The 16,183-nt window shown below is 59.5% G+C and carries 18 protein-coding genes; 10 read left to right on the top strand and 8 right to left on the bottom strand.

Translation table 11 applies throughout. The annotated features are described in order from the left end of the window. The 5 genes from GO988_RS22570 to GO988_RS22550 form a co-directional block, all read right to left on the bottom strand. A partial coding sequence (locus GO988_RS22570; protein ID WP_157569859.1) for a GNAT family N-acetyltransferase occupies positions 1-434 on the bottom strand: 434 nt, incomplete at its 3' end. A 27-nt stretch (positions 435-461) separates the two neighbouring features. Then, positions 462-905, bottom strand: a complete 444-nt coding sequence (locus tag GO988_RS22565; protein WP_157569857.1) for a DMT family transporter — start codon at positions 903-905, stop codon at positions 462-464. Between the two features lie 8 nt (positions 906-913). Then, complete coding sequence (locus GO988_RS22560; RefSeq protein WP_157569855.1) at positions 914-1,687, bottom strand: metallophosphoesterase family protein; 774 nt, start codon at positions 1,685-1,687, stop codon at positions 914-916. Positions 1,688-1,756: 69 nt separating this feature from the next. Further along, positions 1,757-2,215: a DUF6428 family protein gene (locus GO988_RS22555; protein WP_157569853.1), complete on the bottom strand. Its 459-nt coding sequence runs from the start codon at positions 2,213-2,215 to the stop codon at positions 1,757-1,759. Positions 2,216-2,243: 28 nt separating this feature from the next. Further along, positions 2,244-2,597: an ArsR/SmtB family transcription factor gene (locus tag GO988_RS22550; protein WP_157569851.1), complete on the bottom strand. Its 354-nt coding sequence runs from the start codon at positions 2,595-2,597 to the stop codon at positions 2,244-2,246. A gap of 209 nt (positions 2,598-2,806) precedes the next feature. Between GO988_RS22550 and GO988_RS22545 the strand changes: the two genes are divergently transcribed. From GO988_RS22545 to GO988_RS22505, 9 genes are all read left to right on the top strand, one after another. Further along, complete coding sequence (locus GO988_RS22545) at positions 2,807-4,240, top strand: hypothetical protein (protein ID WP_157569849.1); 1,434 nt, start codon at positions 2,807-2,809, stop codon at positions 4,238-4,240. Between the two features lie 153 nt (positions 4,241-4,393). Continuing rightward, positions 4,394-6,661, top strand: a complete 2,268-nt coding sequence (locus GO988_RS22540) for a heavy metal translocating P-type ATPase (RefSeq protein WP_157569847.1) — start codon at positions 4,394-4,396, stop codon at positions 6,659-6,661. A 16-nt stretch (positions 6,662-6,677) separates the two neighbouring features. Beyond that, positions 6,678-7,055, top strand: a complete 378-nt coding sequence (locus GO988_RS22535; protein ID WP_144853272.1) for a cupredoxin domain-containing protein — start codon at positions 6,678-6,680, stop codon at positions 7,053-7,055. A gap of 11 nt (positions 7,056-7,066) precedes the next feature. Continuing rightward, positions 7,067-7,690: a helix-turn-helix domain-containing protein gene (locus tag GO988_RS22530; RefSeq protein ID WP_157569845.1), complete on the top strand. Its 624-nt coding sequence runs from the start codon at positions 7,067-7,069 to the stop codon at positions 7,688-7,690. Between the two features lie 146 nt (positions 7,691-7,836). After that, positions 7,837-9,594: a hypothetical protein gene (locus GO988_RS22525; RefSeq protein ID WP_157569843.1), complete on the top strand. Its 1,758-nt coding sequence runs from the start codon at positions 7,837-7,839 to the stop codon at positions 9,592-9,594. A 97-nt stretch (positions 9,595-9,691) separates the two neighbouring features. Beyond that, positions 9,692-10,300, top strand: coding sequence for a DUF305 domain-containing protein (locus tag GO988_RS22520; protein WP_157569841.1), 609 nt, complete (start codon positions 9,692-9,694; stop codon positions 10,298-10,300). Between the two features lie 191 nt (positions 10,301-10,491). Beyond that, entirely contained in the window at positions 10,492-11,115 is a 624-nt protein-coding gene (locus GO988_RS22515) for a DUF305 domain-containing protein (RefSeq protein WP_198173008.1), read from the top strand. 79 nt (positions 11,116-11,194) lie between these two features. Then, positions 11,195-12,163: a DUF4396 domain-containing protein gene (locus GO988_RS22510; protein ID WP_232341665.1), complete on the top strand. Its 969-nt coding sequence runs from the start codon at positions 11,195-11,197 to the stop codon at positions 12,161-12,163. A 97-nt stretch (positions 12,164-12,260) separates the two neighbouring features. Beyond that, a complete protein-coding gene (locus GO988_RS22505; protein WP_157569836.1) occupies positions 12,261-13,508 on the top strand; it encodes a hypothetical protein in 1,248 nt (415 codons plus the stop codon). A gap of 75 nt (positions 13,509-13,583) precedes the next feature. Here the strand turns inward: GO988_RS22505 and GO988_RS22500 are convergent, their stop codons facing one another. The 3 genes from GO988_RS22500 to GO988_RS23885 all read right to left on the bottom strand — a co-directional run bounded on the left by GO988_RS22500 (position 13,584) and on the right by GO988_RS23885 (position 15,020). Then, positions 13,584-14,453, bottom strand: a complete 870-nt coding sequence (locus GO988_RS22500) for a DUF4238 domain-containing protein (RefSeq protein WP_157569834.1) — start codon at positions 14,451-14,453, stop codon at positions 13,584-13,586. 86 nt (positions 14,454-14,539) lie between these two features. After that, positions 14,540-14,722, bottom strand: a complete 183-nt coding sequence (locus GO988_RS22495) for a hypothetical protein (RefSeq protein ID WP_157569832.1) — start codon at positions 14,720-14,722, stop codon at positions 14,540-14,542. A gap of 76 nt (positions 14,723-14,798) precedes the next feature. Next, complete coding sequence (locus GO988_RS23885) at positions 14,799-15,020, bottom strand: low molecular weight phosphatase family protein (protein WP_198173007.1); 222 nt, start codon at positions 15,018-15,020, stop codon at positions 14,799-14,801. Between the two features lie 179 nt (positions 15,021-15,199). On the opposite strand from GO988_RS23885, the gene GO988_RS22485 reads away from it, so the two are divergent. Continuing rightward, on the top strand, positions 15,200-16,174 hold the full coding sequence (locus GO988_RS22485; protein WP_157569830.1) for an ArdC family protein: 975 nt from the start codon (positions 15,200-15,202) through the stop codon (positions 16,172-16,174). Positions 16,175-16,183 lie beyond the last annotated feature (9 nt).

Raw genomic sequence — 16,183 nt, 5'->3', positions numbered from 1 at the left:
TGGTGCTGGCCGATGCGTTCGCGGTGCCCGATGACGCGGAACCCCACTTGGGTATGCAGGCCAATGCTGGCCGCATTTTCCTCGAAGGTGCCGGCTTGCAGCGTCCAGATGCCATTGGCTTCGGATTCCTGAATCAACGCCTGGAGGAGCTGCCGCCCCACACCTTGCCCCCGCGCCTCGGCGGCGATGTACACACTGATTTCAGCCACACCGCCGTACACGCAGCGGCCCGAAACAGGCGAGAGCGCCGCCCACCCCAGCACGGTCCCGTCAGCGGCCAGCGCTACTAGGCGACTATGCGCCAGGTGACCCTTATCCCAGGCTTCCCACATCGGGGCTTGGGTTTCAAAGGTGGCATTGCCTGTCGCGATGCCGGCCTCGTAGATGGCCCGTACGGCTGGCCAGTGGGCAGGGGTAAGAGAAGCTATTTTCATAATAAAAAAGGCAGGTGAAGCGGCTAATCATTTGCGGTTGAGTAGATAAGCTCCGGCTGCTAGCAGGACGACGCCGACCAGCTTGGTCAGGGAGAAGCTGCTGCGGGGCAGACCCAGCAGGCCAAACTGGTCGTAACACAGGGCCGTGAGCAACTGTCCGGTCACGACTAGGGCGAAGAGACTAGCCGCGCCGACCCGTTGCAGCGAGAAGGTGATGGCCGCCAGGTAGACCATGCCCAGGGCGCCCCCGGTCCACTGATACCACTTCAGCGCGCCGAAGGTGGCCAGGCTCGGCATGGGTTCCTGGCCAGCCACCAGCACGGCTGCCGCCGCCAGGCTCCCCACCAGATAGGAAGTGAGCACTGCCCACGTCACGCCGTGCAGGGCACCGCGCAATTGGCTGTTTACCACGGATTGCGTAGTCAGGGCCGCTCCTGCGAGCACGAGCACCAGCAACGAAAAGACTTTCATGGAGCAGGCTAGTAGGCCTTGCGCAGCATGTCGGCGTACTCGTTGGGTAGCGGCGAGGCTTCGACCGCTTGCGCGGCTTGCTCCACATCGTAGGTCACCCGCACGAACTCCGAGCGTAGGCTGCTAGCGTCGGTAAGGGTAGTATGCTGGTCGAGGTGCAGCAGCAGGTAGGCGGCGCGGGCGTCACCATCCTTGGGCTTGCCCACGGAGCCGATATTGAGCGCGTGCCGGTAACGGGTTTTGCCCTCGTGCTGGTAGGGAATGGCCCGGTGGTAGGGCTTGTGGGTGTGCCCGAAGAGCAGAATATCAGCCCCGGCCCCTTCCAGCAGGCGCGCAAAGCTGCCTTCCGGGAAGTCTTCGAACAAATACTGGTTGATGCGGCGCGGCGAGCCGTGGACCATGAGCAGGCTGAGCGTGCAGGGCTCGTCCTGAAAATCCAGGCGCATGTGCTTGGGCAGCAGGCGCAGGTAGCGCCGCTCGTCGTCGCCCACGACCGAGTTCGTATAAGCGATGCTTTGCGCGCCCAGGCTCTTATCAATGTCCGTCTGGTAAGCGCAGCCGCAATCGGAGCTGGCCAGGCCAATGCCCTGGTCGTAGTTGCCGGCCAGCGTAGGGATGCCCCGCCGCCGCACCTCGTTCACCACTTCATTGGGCCAGGGCGCATAGCCCACCAGGTCGCCCAGGCAAAACACCATGTCCGGCCGGCGCTGGTCCAGGTCAGCCAGCACCGCTTGCAGGGCCGGCAGGTTGCCGTGCACGTCGGAAAAGAAGGCAATTGTCATCGAAAATAATTAAGCAGAGGGGATAGAAAGCAAAACGGCGCAACCCGAGGGGCTGCGCCGTGGGAGGCCTTAGCAGCACCCGCCGCCCGGCGTGCAGCACGCCGATTGCAGCTGGGGCAAGGCAAAGGCAGCGTTGGGGATGCCACAGGCGTCTTGGGCTAGGCAAGCGGTCTGTTTGGGCGTCAGCATGAAGTCGATACCGTCGAAGTCAAGGCCAAACTTGCCGATAGTGGCTTGTTGATATTCAACCTCAATGGGCAAATCCTCGCTGCCTAGAATCTTCTCCGACAGGTTCAGGATGTGCAGAAATTTTTGCGGGGCCAGGCGGTGGTCGTAGTCGCCAGCTTCCCAGAGTTGAAAGTTGGCTACGGTTTCCTTCCGCTCCACGCCGCCACAGTCGATGAAATGCTTGCTCACCAAACCGACTTCCGTGACGTGGAAGTGCGCGGGTAGGTATTCGCCCGAGGGCAGGCGAAAATTCACGGCCTCCAGCCCCGCCAGGGACTGCTTCATTTCGGAGATATTCATAAAAACGCTTTAGGTGAAGTTGGTAAGATTAGCAGGCGCAGGCGTCTTCTGGCCCGCACACCGGCCCTGTCGCGGTGGCCTCGATGAAAAAGGCCGTGAACTGTTGGTGTACTTGGTGCAGCAATTCAGTATTGAGGCAGTAGCAGACCGTGAGCCCGTCGATTTCGCCACGAATCAGGTCCAGTGCCTTCAGCTCCTGCAAGTGCTGCGATACGGTGGTGCGCGAGAGGGGCAGCTCAGCGGCAATGTCGCCCGAGATGCAGGTTTTCTTGCTGGCCAGAAACTGAATGATGGCTACTCGCGCCGGATGGGCCAGGGCTTTGGCTACGCGGGCGAGCTGCTGCTGGTCGGTAGTGAAGGCGGCGGTTTTGGCGTAAGTCATGGCTAACTATAAAGTATGTCGCAAATATACGACAAACAATGACGCAAGTATACGACATAGCGAAATATTCTCTTTTACAGTAAATAGGCGATATGTCCTTAGCGTAAGTTTCTGGCCTAGCTCTGGTGCTATTCCTAACTGACTGCTTCCTTACCCAAACTGCATGGCGAGGGTGTTCGTGGTTTACCTTCCAGCATATTTGAGCAGTCATGCCGCTAGTACCGAAAAACCCGGGGGGTACGTTGGCCGAGCAGTACCTTGCTGAACTCGGTGAGCGCTCTTTTTTAACGCTATGGAGCTACGTCAGCCCTTTTCGCAACCAAAGCTTCAGCGCGCAGGGTAGCGAAGGAAAAGAGCTGTGTGATATGCTGGTGGTGTTCGATGAGCACGTCATCATCTTTTCGAGCAAGCACTGCGATTATCCCACTACCTCCAACCCGGTATTGAACTGGAGCCGTTGGTACAGGCGAGCCGTGGCGGCGGCGGCTGACCAACTCTACGGGGCCGAGCGGTGGTTGAAGCAGCATCCTGACCGGGTATACCTAGACAAGGCCTGCCAGCATCCTTTCCCGGTGCCCTTGCCAGCTCCGGCCGCCATGAAAGTCCACCGTATAGTCGTGGCGCATGGTGCTTCGCAGGACTGCCAAGCGGAGTTTGGCGGGACAGGAAGCTTAATGCTGGACAACCGGGTGCAGGGCACGGCCCACTACGACACCCAGCGCTTCACGCCCGAGCCGTTCACCCTTGGCTTGGTGGACCCGACTAAAGCCTACGTGCACGTCTTCGATGATGCCTCATTGGCGGCCGTGATGCACCTGCTGGATACGATAACGGATTTCGTGGCCTACCTAGAGAAAAAGGAAGCCCTATTATCCCAGCGTGGACTAAAAGTGTGGGCGGCTGGCGAGGACGATTTATTGGCCTACTACCTGCGTAACACGGACCACGACGAAGCTAGTCCTACGTTTGGTCGCCACATCTTCCCCGTTGCGGCGGGCTACCAAGGTTTGCGCATTTCAGAGGGATTTTGGAGCGACTTCATAACCAGTCCGCAGTACCAAGCGCGTCGCAAAGCTGACCAGGGCAGTTATGCCTGGGACGGCTTGATAAAATTCATCTATGAACACACAGACGCTGGCAAAGCCTACGCCCTGCGTCTCGACACCTCCTTTACCAACCGAGAAGCAGCCTTGCGCATCATGGCGCGCGAGTCACGGCTGAGCCGCCGAATGCTGGCCAAGTCCTTCCGGGAAATGATAGCGATGTCAGAGCCGGACGAGTACCGCGTGCGGCACACCGGTGCGCTGGAAGATAGCGGCGTGCAATACGTATTCCTGCTCTTGCCCCGACGCAAAGGAGAAACGGTGGCTGAATACCGGGTGCGGCGCTTTGAGGCGCTACAGGGGTACTGTCTAGCTATCAAGTTTCAGCAGTTTGGCCAAACGCAAAAGTTCTTCGGCATTGCAACTGAAGCCGGGGGGTTCGACGCGTTGAGCAGCTACGATTTGATGTATTTCGAAGGCGACGTGTGGGAAGATAACGAGCGGGAATTAGCTGAGCAGGCTAGTTTGCATTTGTTTCGGAACCCCGTAGCCTCAACCGCTCATGAAGACGAATACCCAGAGGGCAACGAAGGTGAGTAGCGCTGGTAATCCCATATTGCCTGTCAAATTATGCAAGTCTGCGACAGTATTTAGTACCAACTTTGGGGAGTAGGAGCCGTTGCTTTGTAGGGTAGTTGTAGGCCTAAGCCGTGAGGCTAGCGGGCTCAGCAACCTGCTACAAATCTACTAGCTATGGAACCTGCCACTAAAACCGAAACCCTCGATATCGAAGGCATGACTTGCGCCTCGTGCGCGTCCTTCGTCGAGAAGTCGCTCAGCCGCACGCCGGGGGTGCAGCGGGCGATGGTCAACTTTGCCACCGAGAAAGCTACCGTGGACTACGTGCCCACCCAGGCGTCCCCGGCTACGCTGAAAGAGGCAGTTGTCAATGCCGGCTACGGCGTAGCGGAGCGCGCCCCCGATACCAGCGCCGCCGAGCGCAGCGCCGAAATCGACCGCCAGAAGGCGCTGGCCTACCAGAAGCTCAAGCGCCGCTTCGGGGTCGCCGTGGGGCTAGCCGTCCTCATCATGCCCCTGAGTATGCTCATGCTCTGGCCGGCGATGATGCAGCGCGTGAACATGCAGTGGCTCAACTACGCCCTGCTACTGCTTACGCTGCCCGTGCTGCTCTACAGCGGGCGCGAGTTCTATGTGTCGGCCTGGAACGGCTTCAAGCACCGGGCCGCCAACATGGATACACTCATTGCCGTGGGCACCGGCGCGGCGTTTCTCTACAGCCTGGCCGCGACCGTCGTGCCCGGCTTCTTCACCAGCCGGGGCCTGATGCCCGAGGTATACTATGACACGACGGCCACCATCATTGCCCTGATTCTGCTGGGCAAGGTGCTGGAGCTGCGGGCCAAAACCCAGACCTCGGCGGCCATGCGCAGCCTCATCGGCCTGCAAGCCAAAACCGCCCGCGTGGTGCGGCCCGATGGGGCGGAAGTCGATGTGCCCATCGAGCAGGTGCAGCTGGGCGACCTCGTAGTGGTGCGCCCCGGCGAGAAGGTGGCCACCGATGGCCTTATCACCGAAGGTTCCTCTTCGCTCAATGAGGCCATGCTCACCGGCGAAAGCCTGCCGGTGCAGAAGCAGGCGGGCGACCCGGTATTCGGAGCTACCCTTAACAAGACCGGCTCCTTCCGCTTCCGCGTCACCAAAGTAGGGGCCGACACCATGCTCTCCCAGATTGTGAAGCTGGTAGAGGATGCTCAGGGCAGCCGCGCCCCCATTCAGCGGCTGGCCGATAAGGTGAGCGCCATCTTCGTGCCCACGGTCGTGGTCATTGCCATTCTCACCTTCGTGCTGTGGTTTGATTTTGCCCCGGCCGGTGCCCGCCTGCCGCTGGCAGTGGTCAACTTCGTGGCCGTGCTCATCATCGCCTGCCCCTGCGCGCTGGGGCTGGCCACGCCCACCGCCATTATGGTGAGCACGGGCAAGGGCGCGGAGCATGGCGTGCTCATCCGCAACGCCGAAGCCTTGGAAAAGGCCTATAAAGTCAACACCGTGCTCCTGGATAAAACCGGCACCATCACCCGCGGCGAGCCCGCCGTGACGGACTTCTGGACGCTGCCCGGCCAGGAGGCGAGCCAACTGCTGCAAGTGGTGGCCGCCGTGGAGCGCCAGAGCGAGCACCCGCTGGCTGAGGCCGTGGTGCGCCACGCCGACGCCCAGGGCGGGGCCAGTCTGAGCGCCACCGGCTTCCGCGCCGTGGAAGGTAAGGGGGCCGCCGCCACCGTCAACGGCCAGGCCGTGCTGATTGGCAACCGCCGGCTGCTGGCCGATGAAAGCGTAAGCCTCTCCCCTGCCGTGATTACCCAGGCCGAGCAGTTGCTGGCCCAGGCCAAAACCGTGCTGTACGTCGCCGTGGCCGGCCAGGCCGTGGGGCTGCTGGGCGTAGCCGATACCGTGCGCGACACGTCGGCCGCGGCCATCAAAAAGCTCCAGGAGCTGGGCATCGAGGTGGTGATGATGACGGGTGATAACACCGAAACGGCCGCCCAGGTGGCCGCGCAGGTGGGCATCACGCGCTACTTCGCCGAGGTGCTACCCGCCGATAAAGCCGGCAAGGTGAAGGCACTGCAAGCCGAGGGCCGCACCGTGGCCATGGTGGGCGACGGCATCAACGACGCGCCGGCGCTGGCCCAGGCCGACATTGGGCTGGCCATCGGCTCGGGCACCGACGTGGCGATGGAAGCGGCCGGTATCACGCTCATGCGCTCGGACCTGCATGGCGTGGTGACAGCCATCGAGCTGAGCCGCCAGACCATTCGCACCATCAAGCAGAACCTGTTTTTCGCCTTCATCTACAACACGCTGGGCATTCCCGTGGCGGCCGGGCTGCTCTACCCCTTCTTCGGTATTCTGCTCTCGCCCATGCTCGCGGCCGGGGCCATGGCCCTCAGCTCGGTATCGGTGCTCACCAACTCGTTGCGCCTGCGCGCGTTCGACAACCACTAGTCTTTACCTGTTAGTTATGGATACGCCCGCTATCATCGTGACCGTCGCCGGCCTGGCCCTCGCCGGGTTCGTGCTCTGGTACTTCTTCTTTTCGGCCCGCCAGACGGCCAGCGCCGTTTCCTCTTCCAGTGGCGTGCAGGAGGTGGCTATTACCGTGAAGGGCGGCTATTCGCCCGACGTGATTGAGGTGCAGCGCGGCCAGCCCGTGCAGCTGAGCTTCTACCGCGACGAGGAAAACAGCTGCTCGGAGGAGCTGCTGATGCCCGATTTCAGCGTCCGCCGCGACCTGCCGGCCTTCAAAACCACGCTGGTCGAGTTGCTGCCCCAAGAAGCCGGTACATTTCCGTTCACCTGCGGCATGGGTATGCTGCGGGGTAGCCTGGTCGTGAAATAATGACGCATCCCATGAAAGCTGACGTTAGCATTGCCCACGTGCTGCCCCCGCCCGATTCGCACCGGCTGCTGATTAAGAACATGGTGTGCCCGCAGTGCATCCGGGTGGTAGGCGAGGATATGGCGGCCCTGGGCCTGCGCGTGCACCGCGTGGCGCTGGGCGAGGCCGACGTGTCTACGCCCGATGGTACGGCCCCCGACTGGCCGGCCATCCGGGCCAGCTTGCGGGAAGCCGGCTTCGAGCTGCTGGAAGACCCCCGCGACCAGCTGGTGGACCGCATCAAGACGCTGCTGGTGGCCCTGATTCACTACCCGCCGCCCGGTCCGCGCCTGCTCAACTACTCGGATTACCTGGTCGAGCACCTGGGCAAGGACTACCATTACCTTTCCCACTTGTTCTCCGCTTCCGAAGGCCTCACGATTGAGAAGTTTATCATCCGCCAAAAGGTGGAGCGGGCCAAGGAGCTGATTGGCTACGGCGAGCTGCCCATTGCCGAAGTGGCCCAGCAACTGGGCTACAGCAGCCCGGCGCACCTCTCGCGGCAGTTCCGGCAGGTGACGGGCCTTACGCCCACCGAGTTTCAGCGGCTGGGGCCCGCCAGCCACGCCCGCCGCAGTCTGGACTCGCTGATTTAAAGGTTCGGTTGTGCTAGGGTAAAATAAGTGGCTTGTGGTCAGATGATAGGCAGGAGCTAGGCAAGGCCTTATTTAACGGGCTGCTGCTTTTTTGTGTTCTAGTCGGTAGCACAACGGCCCCAACTCCGGCGGCTCTTCCTCAGCCTATGAAACGACAGCTTCTCGTTGAATTTAATAACCTATTTAAGGGGCCGGCGCAGCCCATTGCCGACTACCTGAGCGGTATTAGCCGACTTGACCGCTTGCAGTGCGTCTCGCACCTACTTGGCTACCTAAGCCATACGCCAGCTCCTAAGCGGGACTACGTGACGGACATGCAGCAGTTTTTCGGGCCGCAGCATAATGCGCTTTTTGCCAGCCAGGTCTACCAGCAGACGCAGGCTTTGGCGCGCCGCGTCGAGTCCAAGCTTAACTTCCTGCATCCGAAAACGGTGCTTCAGCTTTACAGCCTGTGCTTCGAGCTGCCCGATGAGCCGACCAGGCAGACCGAGCCCGAGTTGGAATGCAGCTTGTTTGTGGCCTGCCTGGTGCTGAATGAGTCCTACATCAGGGAGCAGTCCCAGGCCATGACCGTGGCCCGCCAGCTGCTGCCGACGCAGCCGCTGGCCGCTGCCGCGCTGGCCGGCACGTTCTCCGATTTCGAGCTGGTCAACCACCGCCTGCACCACATCGCGATGCTGCAACTGATAAAGTCGGTGCGGCTGTTCGAGTTTTTGGAGGCAGAGGCTCGCTTTGCGCCCCTGCTGCAAGCCTTCTTGCGGCGTTTTGACTGCCAACGCTGGCAGGATTACTTTCGCCAGCTAAGCGGCGTAATCAAGCCCGTTACGCAGGCGGAAACGCTCGGCCGAATTGCAGTTGAGGTGCCCGTCAGGCCCGATTATGTGACAGCGTGCACGTTTCTGCGGCATTTCACGCTCCCCGAAGGGCAGCCGCTGGATATGGCTGACTTTACCAGCTTACGAGCGACCCCGCTATGTGAAGAGTCGCCCGGCACCTTCGTGCTGGTGTATCCGGTACTAGTGCTGGAAGCTCTGCACAAGGGACTGTACTTTCAGTTTAGCCTAGCTAACCGGACTTTACCCAAGGCCGAGCGGGAAAAGGACTGGCGCTCGGTGTACTGCGACCTGTTCTCGGAGCAGTACCTCATGTACCTGCTGCTCGATGCCATCTTGCAGGGCCGAGGATTGGCGCTGAGCGGTCGGGCCATCTTCGAAGGCTGGCAGCTGAAAGGGCAGGCCGAGCCGGACTACTATTTCCGCCACGATAACCGGGCCGTGCTTTTCGAGTCGAAGGACGTGCTGGTGCACAAGGATGCCAAGGCCGGCCACGACTTTGCCACTTACCTAGACGAGGTAAGGAAGAAGTTTTACGAAGATGAAAACCACCACCCCAAGGCGGCGAAGCAGCTGGCGGGCAACGTGGCGCGCCTGCTGCGCCACCAGTTGCCTTTCGATACCGACTTCGACCCGGCCGAGCTGCTACTCTACCCGGTGCTGGTGGTGCACGACCGGCTCTACAACCAGCCCGGCCTGAACGTGGTCGTCAACGACTGGTTCCAGGAGGAGTTGGCCGAGCTGGCGCAGCAGGGGCTGCCGGTGCACAACGTGCGCCCGCTGATTATCATCGACGTGGATACGCTCCTCGCCTACCACGAGGACTTCCGGGACGGGCGGCTGGTGTTTGAAGACATGCTGGAAGAATACGTGGCCTACCTGCGGGCCCCGGCCTGGGCCGGCATGAGCGCGGCTGAGGACGAGCAGCGGCAGATGCAGCGCATCCACCCCTTCGCCTTATTTTTAGAGAACTACGCGGAAAAGCGCGATATGCTGGGCATCCCCAGCGAGATGCTCTACCAGATTCTGCCCATCATCAACCGGGATGCGGACGACCAGCCAGGGCAGTAGCGGAAGCCGGAAATTATGCAAGGAAACTGCGCGGATATGTAAAATCTAAGGGCCTGGCCTGGGTGTTAAGAAAGCTCATCAAGTCTTCATACTCCCTATGCCCCGGTTACGCTTACCCCTGCTAGTACTGGCCCTCTTCGGGCTCTTTGTGGCCTCCTGCTCGAAGAGCCACGATATGGACCCCGCCCACGAAAGTGTGTACATGACCATTATGATGGACATGATGACCCAGATGGATGCGCAGGCCAAAACCCAGGACCCCGACCACGACTACGCCGCCCAGATGGTGCTGCACCACCAGGCGGCCATCAAAATGGCCCAGGAGGAATTAAAGAGCGGTACCAACCAGGACATGAAAACGACGGCCCAGGCTATCATTACCAAGCAGCAGGCCGAAATCACGCAGTTCAACGCCTTTCTCAGCAGCCACCAGCCCCGCACGCCCCTGGTGCCGCAGTTCGCCCAGCTCCAGAAAGCCAACATGGATAAGATGATGGCCAGCAGCGACAAGCGCACCATTACGGGCCGACCCGATTACGACTTTGCCCAGCTGATGGTAGACCACCACCAGGCCGCCATCGACAACTCCGAGGCCCTGCTGCTGCATGGCCGCGAGAACACCACCCGAACGCTGGCCCAGGCTATTATCACCGACCAGCGCCAGGAAATCACGGCGTTGCAGGACTGGCTTACGCGCAACAAGTAGGCCGGTGAGTAGCCGATTGGAGAAGGCAGCCTGTTGGGGCTGCCTTTTTTGGTTGTTGGGCGCTGCCATGCGGCCGGCCCTACTGGCGTGAGGAGTAGAAATTATGCAAGCGGCAGGACTAGCATGTGCAAATCATGAGGTAGATGGGGGCCGTTTTAGCGTCAGTTAATCAATTACCCCTACTACCCCCTATGAATCGTTTTCTTCGCTTACCCGCCCTCGCCCTGCTGGGCCTGGGCCTCGCTACCGCTGCCTGCAAAAAGGAGGAGGGACTGCAAGTGCAGCCCCACGACCAAAGCACCCTGATGACCATCATGCACAACATGATGAAGGACATGGATGCCATGACGCCCACGGGCGACCCCGACAACGACTTTGCGATGATGATGAAAATGCATCACCAGGGGGCCATCAACATGGCCAACGAGGAGCTGAAAAACGGCAAAGACACCGAGATGCGGACTATGGCCACCAACATCATTGCCACACAGCAAGCGGAAATCGCGCAGTTTACGGCTTTTCTGGCCGCGCACCCAGCGCACGCGCCCTTCTTGCCCAATTTTGCGACGATGCAGAGCGCTAATATGATGCGTATGGACCAGGCCAATGACCTGCGGCCCCTGACTGGCGACACGGACTACGACTTCGCGCAGCTCATGGTGGACCACCACCAGAGCGCCATCGAGAATTCGGACTTGGAGTTGAAATACGGCCGCGAGACGACCACTAAGACCCTGGCGGACGGCATTATTACCGAGCAGAAGATGGAAATCACCCAGTTTCAGACCTGGCTGCTGAAAAACAAGAAGTTCTAGCGCCAGTCGCAACCAACCAAGCAGCGGGGCGAAAGTCTCGCTGCTTTTTTTTACCCATTTACCGCGCTCGACGATGACGATGAACGCTACCCCCTGGGCTCCGGCCTGGTTGCTCTGGATTTGGTTTGGCCTCACGCTGCTATCGGCTGCCTACGTGGCTTGGGACTTGTTCACCCGCACCCCGGAGATGAAGGTGATGAAGTGGGGCTGGGTGCTGGTCACGCTTTACACCGGGCCGGTGGGGCTGCTCATCTACTGGTTTTCGTGCCGGGAGCCATCGCCCGGCACCCACGAGCAGTTCATTGCGCCGCTTTGGAAGCAAGCCGTAGGCTCGACCATTCACTGCGCGGCCGGCGATGCCACGGGCATCATTGTGGCGGCCGGCATTACGGGCTATTTCGGCCTGCGCATGGGCGTGGATATTTGGGTAGAATACGCGGCCGGCTTCGGCTTCGGGTTATTTATCTTCCAGGCCCTGTTTATGAAGGACATGATGGGCATGAGCTACGGGCAGGCCCTGCGCAGCTCGTTTTTGCCCGAGTGGATGTCCATGAACGCCATGATGGCTGGCATGCTGCCCACGATGGTCGTGCTGATGTCGCGGGACATGCGGGCAATGGAAGCCACCTCGCCCTGGTTCTGGGCGGCGATGTCGGCCGCCACGCTCGTGGGGGTGGCGGTGGCCTACCCCGTCAACTGGTGGCTGGTCAAGCACAAACTCAAGCACGGCATGGGCACCGAGCGGGCATTAGGCAAGGGCGGCGCAATGGCAGCCGCAGCGCCGCAGCACGCGGGGATGGCCATGGCCGGCATGTCGCCCGCCATGCCCCCGGCGACTGCCAGCGGGCACGCCGGGCACGCGATGCCCGGCATGAGCATGGCCGGCGACGGGCAGGTATCGGCCGGACGCAAAGCCCTGGTCACGGTGCTCACCCTGCTGCTGCTGGCGGCTGGCTACTACGTAGCCGCCCGGTACGGCGACCTTTCCATGCGACCCGGCCAGCCGATGGCCATGCCGGCAATGGCCATGCCCGGCAGGACGCATTAGCAGGCAACCGCCGCCAGGACGCCGGATTTTGGGCGCGCCAGCTTGCCGACCCCGGGGTTGTACGCATCTTAGTGGTTCCATTGGCCCACTCCTATTTATGTCCGCTGCGCTACCTCCCCTTATCCAGCAATACAAAGCTGATTCCGAGTCTGTTTACAACACCTGGTTCATCAACAACGAAGAGCGCCTGAAGGCCTTCCGCTCCATCCGGCGCGGGGTGCAGCAGGTGGTGAAGGACATCAAAGCCGGTAGCTTCGGCAACGATTTTAAGGGTACCTCGCTCGAATTTGTGCTCAGCGTTATCAGCGAGCAGAAGCAGGTGTTTCAGGGCGCGGCCCACCCCTTCTACTGGAAGCCTAAGCTGCGTATCCCCGACATTTACGAGCACGAGGACAACAAGCGGGCTTTCGGGCAATTTCTGGAAAGCTGCCTGGCCGCCACCACCGAGCATCAGCTGCTGCGCGAAATCGACATTCTCGACCGTCGCAAAATCAAGGGGCTGGGGCCGGCCGTAGCCAGCATCCTCTATTTCCTGCATCCTACCCTGATGCCGCCCTGCAACACGGCCATCGTCAACGGCTTCAACGCCCTGTTCGGAGAGAAAATCAAGCTGGGCTCCTGGTCGGAGTACCTGCGCATGCGCGACCGGCTGCGCGACCTCAACCAGGAACACCGCCAGCACCTGAGCCTCGACTACGGCGCGCTGAGCGGGCTGCTTTTCGACGTGGGCGTGAAAAAGATGATTGCCGGCGACCAGCAGTTCGCCACCGACGAGGACCGCGACAAGTACCAGCAGCAGGCCCAGAAGCGCCACAAGGAGGTGCAGACCGAGGCGCAGGAGGAAAACCAGCACACCGAGATGCAGCACCACCTGCTGCGCGTGGGCAAGGCCCTGGGCTGCGATGTGACCACGGCCATCAACGACCGCAACCGCCTCTGCGGTGGGCAGAAGCTCTCGTTTCTCTGCCTCGACCAGCACCCCGAGTTGCCGGTGCCCGCCGAGGTGGCCAGCACCATCCGCCTGATTGACATCGTGTGGTTTGCGCCCGGCACCAACCGCGTGGTGGCGGCCTTCGAGGTGGAGAAAAGCACCAGCATCTACAGCGGCATTCTGCGCCTCACGGATTTGGCGTTCTCCATGCCCGAGCATGAGACGGCGCTCTACCTGGTGGTGCCCGATGCTCGCGAGAAGGAAGTGCAGGCCCAGCTTTCGCGCCCGGCCATCCGGGCCGCCGGCGCAACCATCCGCTACATCCTGTTTTCGGAACTGCGCCAGCACTGCGAGGCCCTGTGCAAGTTTGGTGACTCGCCAGCTGCCATGCTCAAGATTGCGCGCTCGGTATGAGCGGCCTTATCTGCTCTTTGAGCATGACTACTGGGCTCGCTGGAGCAAAGCTTTGCTAATCGATTCTAAAACAGCTTAGGCGATGAAGTCAAATAAAAACTTAGTGAGTTGCCCTACTTGGTTTTGAGCTTGCAATACGCCGTACATGTTCACAGTGGATTCCAGATGCGTTTTGCTTTTGCAGGCAACATAACGCGCGGAATAATGAAGTGTAGCTAAATCCTTCTGAATAGTAAAAATTGGACTGTTAATTTGCTTTTGTGCCTTGCGCTTATAAATAAATGTGTCGGTAGAGCTTAGCGGAAAGATAAAGTCTTCCAGCTTGCTATAGTCGGCATTGGGTCTTTCTAGCAGAGGGCAGTCGCCAATTAAGGATGGAAACCGTTCATCGGAGTGCGAGTGAATAAACCAGTTGGCGTGAATGTCGGTAAGCTTCTCCTCGTCAAGCAATGGCAGCAGGGGTAATAGAATTCGCTTAGCTTCTTTAATAGCGTCCGAAGCCACTAACTGGTTCAGCGCGTTCTGGTCTACAGGCGTAGCTTGGTCAATGGGGCGGATTTCGGTCTTTAAGTCGGCTAGGCTTAATTCTTCTTTCAGTTGGCCAAACTGTGGGTCACTCGCAGGGGTGCGCCATTTGAGGGAACTGGCCAGCGCAACTATGCTCACTACTTCTTCTGCGGAGGCCTTCCGGGATAGAAGGACAGTTTGCAAGTCGGCGGCAGCCTTGTCATCTAAAGCCGCATACAAGGCTTCCAGGTGGTCTTTAGGCTGGCCATTAAAGAGCACCGTATTCCGGTCCATTTCAAAGAATATAGCCTTCGGGCTTTGCCGCTGTTTGGCTATTCTACCCGTCTGCTTATCAAACAAGTAGAGTAAGCCGTCCTCGTCTGCAAAATTCTTGATGAGGAACTGGGGAATGTAATGATGTCTGCGTGATACCTGCATAAGCTGTTAGCAGTAATTGAAACAAAAAAGCGACTCCAATTTCGGAGTCGCTTTTTTATAGCAAGAAACATAAAGTAGAAGTAGTACTATTTGCCTCCCTTCTCTTTCCGCACTCCTTTGAAGGGAGTACCGTCTTGCTTCACGTCCATGAACTGGCCGTTGGTAGTGTTCCGCTTCACGTATTGTTCCGTGACGGGGTTGAAAACTTGCGAGCGGTCGCGCACTGCGCCGATGCGGTGGCCGTCGCCGGCCGGATTATTAGTTGCCATATAGCGGTATGAGAGGGAAAAACTCTCTTTACCTCAACGGTGAGGCTAACCGAAGAATTCCACCTAAGCCCTCGGGTCACCCACGCAGCGGTTGTTTAGTTGCGTTAGGCGATTTGAAACTGCGCGTGCCTGAAGCCGTGGGCATGGGTTTCACGTGGTCAAGCACATTCCGAAACCGAAACACGATTGCTTCCTCGCTGCCCAAGGCCTTAGCTGGGTCGGGAAAGTTATGATGCAGCTTCTTGGCGGTAGAGGGAAACACCGGGCAGACCTCGTTGGCGAAGTCGCATACCGTCATTGTCAATAAGCAGAGTAGTAACTAAAGGGAAGAAAAAGGCCGTCTTAGAGTATCGAGAGAGCCTTTTTTGATGAAAAAAACTTATGAAAAAGCATGAAAGTTGTTGCTATATAAGAACAACTTTTGTATCTTTATAGTAAGGAAAGAGCAACGAAGCTCCTTCTAATCACCCCTTTAAGATGGCTGTTCGCAACACCACCGAAGAGAGCAAAGGCAGTCCTAAGGCCGATGCTTACCAAATTATCACTGACCGCATTCTGGAAAAGATGGAAGGCGGTTTAATCCCTTGGCAGAAGCCCTGGCAGTCGCTGGGGATGCCCCGTAACTACGTGACGGGCCACGTGTATACCGGCATCAACGCCTTTTTGCTGCACTTCCTGAGTGAGGGCTTGCCCCTGTTCCTGACGTTCCAGCAGGCCAAGAAGTTGGGCGGCAATATTCGCAAGGGAGCCAAAGGTTTCCCTATCATCTTCTACAACGTGATTGAGAAGGAGAAGAAGGAAGGTCAGCCGGGCGAAAAGGAGCGCATTCCTTTCGCTACCTACTCGACTGTGTTCAACGTGGCCGATGTGGAGAACGTGAATCTGATACTACCCGAAGGTGCCGAGGTGCAGCACCAGCCCCTCGAAGCAGCTGAGGCAATCGTAGGCAGCTGGGCCGAGCGCCCCGACATCAAGCACCTAGACCAGCGCGCCTACTACGTGCCCGCGTTCGACTACGTGAATATGCCCATTTTCAGCAGCTTCACCAGCGCCGAGGCCTACTATCAAACGCTGTTCCACGAGTTGACCCACGCCACCGGCCACCCCAGCCGCCTCAACCGGGCTGACCTAGCCGAGAACATGAAAGTCAAAGGTGCCAGCGGTTACGCCCGCGAGGAACTGACCGCCGAGATGGGCGCGGCCTTCTTGTGCGGGGCCGCAGGTATCAGCACCCAGGCCACCGAAGAAAATACAGTGGCTTACCTGCAATACTGGGTGGGCCAGCTCAAAGCCGATAAGAAGCTGATTATTCAGGCAGCCAGCCACGCGCAGAAAGCTGCTAACCTGATTTTGGGCATCATTCCCGACCCAATTCCGGCCCCGACTACACCCAGTAAAGAGGTGAAAACGCTGACAACGGAGGAAGAGGCAACCACTGCCCTAGCCGCCTAAAAACGGCCC

The organism is Hymenobacter ginkgonis, from assembly GCF_009755225.1.
GTDB classification, from domain to species: domain Bacteria; phylum Bacteroidota; class Bacteroidia; order Cytophagales; family Hymenobacteraceae; genus Hymenobacter; species Hymenobacter ginkgonis.
The sequence above is the reverse complement of the archived record's forward strand: the minus strand, read 5'-3'. Positions and strand labels throughout refer to the sequence as shown.

Excerpts from the sequence above, each read along its gene's own strand:
- GO988_RS22500 (WP_157569834.1), bottom strand. The coding sequence starts at position 14,453 with ATGCAGGTATCACGCAGACATCATTACATTCCCCAGTTCCTCATCAAG.
- GO988_RS22535 (WP_144853272.1), top strand. The coding sequence starts at position 6,678 with ATGGATACGCCCGCTATCATCGTGACCGTCGCCGGCCTGGCCCTCGCC.
- GO988_RS22560 (WP_157569855.1), bottom strand. The coding sequence starts at position 1,687 with ATGACAATTGCCTTCTTTTCCGACGTGCACGGCAACCTGCCGGCCCTG.
- GO988_RS23885 (WP_198173007.1), bottom strand. The coding sequence starts at position 15,020 with ATGACGGTATGCGACTTCGCCAACGAGGTCTGCCCGGTGTTTCCCTCT.
- GO988_RS22515 (WP_198173008.1), top strand. The coding sequence starts at position 10,492 with ATGAATCGTTTTCTTCGCTTACCCGCCCTCGCCCTGCTGGGCCTGGGC.
- GO988_RS22565 (WP_157569857.1), bottom strand. The coding sequence starts at position 905 with ATGAAAGTCTTTTCGTTGCTGGTGCTCGTGCTCGCAGGAGCGGCCCTG.
- GO988_RS22555 (WP_157569853.1), bottom strand. The coding sequence starts at position 2,215 with ATGAATATCTCCGAAATGAAGCAGTCCCTGGCGGGGCTGGAGGCCGTG.
- GO988_RS22530 (WP_157569845.1), top strand. The coding sequence starts at position 7,067 with ATGAAAGCTGACGTTAGCATTGCCCACGTGCTGCCCCCGCCCGATTCG.
- GO988_RS22545 (WP_157569849.1), top strand. The coding sequence starts at position 2,807 with ATGCCGCTAGTACCGAAAAACCCGGGGGGTACGTTGGCCGAGCAGTAC.
- GO988_RS22550 (WP_157569851.1), bottom strand. The coding sequence starts at position 2,597 with ATGACTTACGCCAAAACCGCCGCCTTCACTACCGACCAGCAGCAGCTC.
- GO988_RS22495 (WP_157569832.1), bottom strand. The coding sequence starts at position 14,722 with ATGGCAACTAATAATCCGGCCGGCGACGGCCACCGCATCGGCGCAGTG.
- GO988_RS22520 (WP_157569841.1), top strand. The coding sequence starts at position 9,692 with ATGCCCCGGTTACGCTTACCCCTGCTAGTACTGGCCCTCTTCGGGCTC.
- GO988_RS22510 (WP_232341665.1), top strand. The coding sequence starts at position 11,195 with ATGAACGCTACCCCCTGGGCTCCGGCCTGGTTGCTCTGGATTTGGTTT.
- GO988_RS22540 (WP_157569847.1), top strand. The coding sequence starts at position 4,394 with ATGGAACCTGCCACTAAAACCGAAACCCTCGATATCGAAGGCATGACT.
- GO988_RS22485 (WP_157569830.1), top strand. The coding sequence starts at position 15,200 with ATGGCTGTTCGCAACACCACCGAAGAGAGCAAAGGCAGTCCTAAGGCC.
- GO988_RS22525 (WP_157569843.1), top strand. The coding sequence starts at position 7,837 with ATGAAACGACAGCTTCTCGTTGAATTTAATAACCTATTTAAGGGGCCG.
- GO988_RS22505 (WP_157569836.1), top strand. The coding sequence starts at position 12,261 with ATGTCCGCTGCGCTACCTCCCCTTATCCAGCAATACAAAGCTGATTCC.